5 protein-coding genes are annotated in these 5,452 nt (G+C 42.9%); all 5 read left to right on the plus strand.

From position 1 onward, the window contains the following. The coding region (locus A3761_RS19335) for an FGGY-family carbohydrate kinase (protein WP_255374953.1) at positions 1 to 419 on the plus strand (419 nt) is incomplete at its 5' end. Between the two features lie 139 nt (positions 420 to 558). Continuing rightward, positions 559 to 2,517, plus strand: coding sequence for a diguanylate cyclase domain-containing protein (locus tag A3761_RS19340; protein WP_068554484.1), 1,959 nt, complete (start codon positions 559 to 561; stop codon positions 2,515 to 2,517). Position 2,518: 1 nt separating this feature from the next. Next, positions 2,519 to 3,091 (plus strand): DNA-J related domain-containing protein, encoded by a 573-nt coding sequence (locus A3761_RS19345; RefSeq protein WP_068554482.1) that lies wholly within the window; start codon positions 2,519 to 2,521, stop codon positions 3,089 to 3,091. 58 nt (positions 3,092 to 3,149) lie between these two features. Next, positions 3,150 to 4,052 carry a tRNA 2-thiocytidine(32) synthetase TtcA gene (gene ttcA, locus A3761_RS19350; protein WP_068554480.1) on the plus strand — a complete coding sequence of 301 codons (903 nt, stop codon included), beginning with the start codon at positions 3,150 to 3,152 and terminating at the stop codon, positions 4,050 to 4,052. Between the two features lie 75 nt (positions 4,053 to 4,127). Then, positions 4,128 to 5,452, plus strand: a 1,325-nt coding sequence (locus A3761_RS19355; protein ID WP_082870307.1) for a sulfotransferase, incomplete at its 3' end; no start/stop codon positions are given.

Below are 5,452 nucleotides of genomic sequence, written 5' to 3' on the forward strand. Positions count from 1 at the left end.
ATGCACGAGGTGCTTTGTTCGGTTTAACTCGAGATACGGGGATAGAAGAAATCGTCACAGCTGGCCTACAGTCAGTGTGTTATCAGACAAGGGATCTGCTCCACGCGATGGAGAAAGATGGTGCGCAAGTAAACACTTTAAGAGTAGATGGAGGCATGGTGGTCAATGACTGGGTTGTACAGTTTCTATCTGACCTTCTGAATGTTTCGGTTGACCGGCCTGAAATTGTCGAGACCACGGCATTAGGTGCGGCATACTTGGCTGGTTTAAAGGCCGGTTTATTTGAAAGCGTCGAGACGATTGCAGATATGTGGCATCTTGATAAACGTTTTTCACCTGATATTTGTCCAGAAGATGCAAAAAAACTCTATAGCGGCTGGTTAGATGCCGTCGGACGCGTAAAAACTGAACAAAATTAAGCGTCAGTGATAGTTGAATGCTAGACTTTAAGGATAGTAGTTTTCACTATTGTCGCGCATAATATTAGGAAATTGTCGAGAAGTGAACAATATAGTAATAGCCCTTCAGTGCTAAGAGGCGAGAGGCAGGAGCTTCTATGTGATTAAGAATTGGATTTTCAGTCTGACTTTGTTGGTGGCATCTGTGCCCTATGCTTTGTCCAGCGAAAGTGTAACTCTACAGCTCAAATGGAAACATCAGTTTCAATTTGCGGGTTATTATGCGGCGCTGGAAAAAGGTTTTTACGCTGAAGAAGGTTTGGATGTCGCCATTCGGGAAGCCGAGCCAGAGATGGACCCTATTGAAGTCGTCGTTAATGGTGAGGCTGAATTTGGAGTTGGCACCAGTGAGTTGCTGCTTTTACACAACCACTTTAAGCCTGTTGTCGTTTTAGGGGTTATATTCCAACATTCTCCTCTTGCTTTGTTAAGCTCCGCCAGTTTGCCTGAGAGCAACTTATACTCAAACATTCAGCAAGTACAAGACCTACGCAACAAACCTATTATGATTGAAGCCAACTCGGCTGAGTTAATGGCTTATCTTTCCAAAGAAGGTTTATCGCGTGATACGCTCAAAATTGTTAAGCACAGTTTTAATACTTCAGATGTGATGGCGGGTAGGGTTGCAGCTATGTCTGTTTATACCACTGATGAAGTGTTTGAGTTTGAGCGTTTGGGAGAGCCGTACACGCTGTTTCGACCAAAAGATTCCGGGGTCGATTTTTATGGTGACAACCTTTTTACTACGATTCATGAACTCAAACACCACCCTAAACGGGTTGCAGCATTTAGGCGAGCCAGTTTTAAAGGCTGGCGATATGCTATGGATCACCCCTCAGAAATTGTAGACCTGATCTATGAACGCTACAGCCAGCGACATACAAAAGCGCATTTAATGTTTGAAGCAGAGAAGATGAAAGACTTGCTAGAAAGTGAGCTAATCTCCCCAGGCTATATGACGAGTAAACGCTGGCACCATATTGCCAAGGTTTATGTCGAGCAAGGCAGCCTGTCTGCAGATTATTCGCTTGACGACTTTCTTTACAGGAGTGAGGAAGGGGTTAGTGCCGACTTGGTGAAACGTTGGGGGCTTGGTGCCTCACTGATTACGATTATATTGCTGAGCTTTCTCGCTTACGTTTGGCGCTTGAACCGTCGTTTGGATAAACGCACTTCTTGGCTTAGAACTGTGGTTGATAATACGCCCACTGCAATGGTGATTATGGATAGTCAGGGCAAAATCATTGAATGGAATCATCAGGCAGAACAAATTTTTGCTTGGGCTTCAGAAGATATCATTGGCCAATCTGTTTACGATTATGTGGTGCCCTTAGGAGACCAGAACAAGTTTCGTAGAATGATTGCGAACCTGTTTGATCGGCGAGAGGTTAAGGTTGCTGAGGGTTGGAGTCGGACCAATAGGAATAAGCTTGTTCTATGTGAATGGCACTACGCAGTCTTGCAACCTGGGCGGGTTGTTGCCATGGCTAATGATATTACCGAGCGTAAGGCATTAGAGAATAAGTTAAAAGAACTTGCTCATTCTGATGCCTTAACGGGGATAGGTAACCGGACTTTGTTCTTTGAAAAACTGGAAGAAGCGATCGCATTAGCTAAGCGAAGAAAGGAGCGTGTTGCGGTACTGTTTATTGATTTGGATGATTTTAAAATCGTGAATGATCAATATGGCCATGAAGTGGGTGATGTCGTGTTGTGTGAAGTTGTACAGCGCATCAAAATGGCCGTCAGAGAAGCGGATGTATTAGCTCGAATTGGTGGCGATGAGTTTGTGTTGATATTGCATGATTGTGAATCCAACGCGCATGCTCGGCAAGTCGCCGAAAAGGTACTGTTTAACCTGGAAAGACCTTTACAGGTTGCCGGTTTAACGGTCACCGTTGGTGGTAGTATAGGTATTAGTATGTACCCTGATAATGGTGAAAAAACGGCCGATATTTTGAAGTCTGCTGATCGGGCAATGTATGAAGTGAAGCAGAAAGAAAAGAACGGTGTAGGCATCGCCCCTCCTCGAAGCCGTTTAGGCAAGAAGGCTCACTAGCTTGGATGTCTTGTTAGATATTATCAAGGGGATAGATAACTATCTTGATGATCATGCTAGCGTTAAAGAAATTGAGCTTATTCAACATCTAAAATGCATTCAGCAAGAGCCGTTTTCCGAGTTCAATATAAGTCAGAGTAAAGACCTTTTTCGTGCCCACTTTCTGTTAAAACACGCCCTTTACACGCTACAAAACACTTATCTAGATGAGCAGCGTTTTTTTCTCGACATCAATCTGATAAATATATCTAGAAGACCCTTTGCAGAAGGAGTTTCCGAATTATCATCTTATGATTCGGTTAAGGCATATTACCTTGATATTAGCCACTATTTTGAAACAGAAGAAGATGAAGTAAACGACCTGCTCGATAAGTTTTGGCGTAAGTTTCTGGCAAATGATGATCGGCATGCTGCGCTAAGTGTATTAGATTTGCCTGCTAATGCTGACCAAAGGCAGGTTAAGCTTCAGTATCGTAAGCTTGCTCAAATTCATCACCCTGATAAGGGGGGCTGCGGGGAACAGTTTAAAAAAATATCCGCTGCTAAACGTTTGTTAGACCGGGCTTTGGGTTAAAGCCGTAAATTCGCTATAATGCGCGCCTTTAATGTTGTCGTTGTCAGGTTGTAGGGTTATGCAGAGCTTAGCAGGTTCAGAGAAATACGAGTTTAACAAGCTTCAAAAGCGCTTGCGCAGTGGCATGGGTAAGGCCATTGCCGACTTTAATATGATCGAAGACGGTGATCGTATTATGGTTTGCTTGTCGGGCGGAAAAGACAGCTACACCATGCTAGACATTCTGATGAGTCTGCAAAAGAGTGCTCCGATCAGTTTCGACCTAGTCGCCGTAAACCTTGACCAGAAACAGCCAGGTTTTCCTGACCATGTCCTTCCTAAGTATCTGGAATCACTTGATATTGAATATTATATTATTGATCGAGATACTTACTCCATCGTTAAGTCCAAGATACCAGAAGGCAAGACAACCTGTGGCCTGTGCTCACGTTTACGTCGTGGTACTTTATACTCCTTTGCTGAGGAGATTAAAGCGAATAAGATAGCTTTAGGCCATCATAAAGATGACATCGTTGAGACCATGTTTCTGAACATGTTTCATGGTTCAAGGTTGTCAGCTATGCCACCTAAACTGCTTTCTGATGACAAGCGAAATGTCGTGATTAGGCCGCTGGCTTATTGTCGTGAGAAAGATATTGAGCAGTTTGCTCTGGTGAAGGCTTACCCGATCATTCCGTGCAATCTTTGTGGTTCGCAAGAAAATCTCCAGCGTCAATCCATTAAGAAAATGCTTATTCAATGGGAAAAAGAACACCCTTCAAGAATTGAGTCAATTTTCACAGCCTTACAGAATGTATCGCCTTCCCAGTTAGCGGATACCCAGCTTTTTGATTTCGAAACACTAGCAATTGATCGCAGTGGTGAACGTAAAGAGTATGAGTTTGATTTAGAGCAATCTATTTCTTCATCCCGAACTAAAGAGGATGATATGGTTCAGATCGTTGAGGTTATGCCACGTTAAACTAACGCGAGTCTTCTCGCTGCGTTGGAATACATCTCGGGATTACATTTTAATAAGAAATCGAAAGGCAGGAATATGAGCGAGTCGGAAATACAAACCTTAATGCAGCAGGCTAACGAGTATATACAGTCTGAAAGACTCTCTCGAGCTCGTCGTTGCTATAATAAGATTCTTTCGATCGATCCGCAGAACTGTGATGCTCACTATTCTTTAGGGACGATTGCTCGCCAACAAAATGATAATCAAGCAGCGAAACAACACCTGCTGCATGTGTACCAAGCCGAGCCCCTCAATAGGACTTTTGTATTGGAACTAGCGGGTCTTTATGCTGATATGGGAATGATTGTTGAGTCAGCAAAGGTTTTCGAAGCTTATCTTTCAGTACAAGATGATATTGAATTATCAGGAAAATATGCCGAGGTCTTGGTAAAGGCTAAGGAATTTGAACGTGCGGTTGAATGTCTGAAAGCATGTGTTGGGAAGAAACCTGAAAATTTAAGTTATCGCATGCAATTAGGTAAATTGTTGTACCAACTATTACGTTTTGAAGAAGCACAATCAGTTTATTTGAGTGCAATTGAATACGGATTGAAAAGTGAAGGTTTATATCTGAATGCTGCAAAACTACATGTTGATCACGGACAGTTGGCTGTCGCTAAAGATGTATTGAATAAAGGTTCGGAAGACTTCCCTGAAAACCTGTCGTTTGCATATCGCCTTGTTCAATTGGATGCAGAGAGTCTTCACCCCGAATTGTATCAACGCTTAATCGATGTTGATGAGGCTACTTTAGAGGGAGACAATCGCTTTTATTATCAATGGTTGTTGGCAAATTTTGCTAAAAAGCAAGGTGAGCCGCTAGTTGAGATGGAGCATCTTGTCGCTGCGCATCGAATTTACAGTTCGATTACTCAATTTCCGAGAAGTACCGAGTTTTATCTGCAGGCATTGCCTCAGTTGACGCCACCTGATTCTGCACATTTTACTTCTCGACTTGCTAATCTCGAACCTGTTTTTATTATTGGTGTGCCACGTTGTGGTTCAACCTTGTTGGAAAATATCATTTGTCATGGGCCTCAGAATGTTGGCAAAGGTGAAGAAACCGGGTCCGTTATTGAGGCATTAGCCGTTGCTTATCAAAGTGGTGGACAAAACTTTTGGGAAGCTTTCGTTAGTCAGCTCGAATCTTCTTATATGCGACATGGCTTATTGCCGGAAGATTCATCAAGCGACGTAAAACGTTTTACTGATAAGTCTCTAGAAAACATATTCCTAATCGATTTCATTATGAAGGTGATGCCGAGAGCGAAGGTGGTTTATTGTGATCGAGCTCCACTCGCTTCGATTGTTTCTATTATGCGAAATAACATGTCTGTATTACCCTGGGCTCATGACTTAAA

This window comes from Oleiphilus sp. HI0123 (genome assembly GCF_001635315.1).

Coding starts and splice junctions, on each gene's coding strand:
- ttcA (WP_068554480.1), top strand. CDS start 3,150: ATGCAGAGCTTAGCAGGTTCAGAGAAATACGAGTTTAACAAGCTTCAA.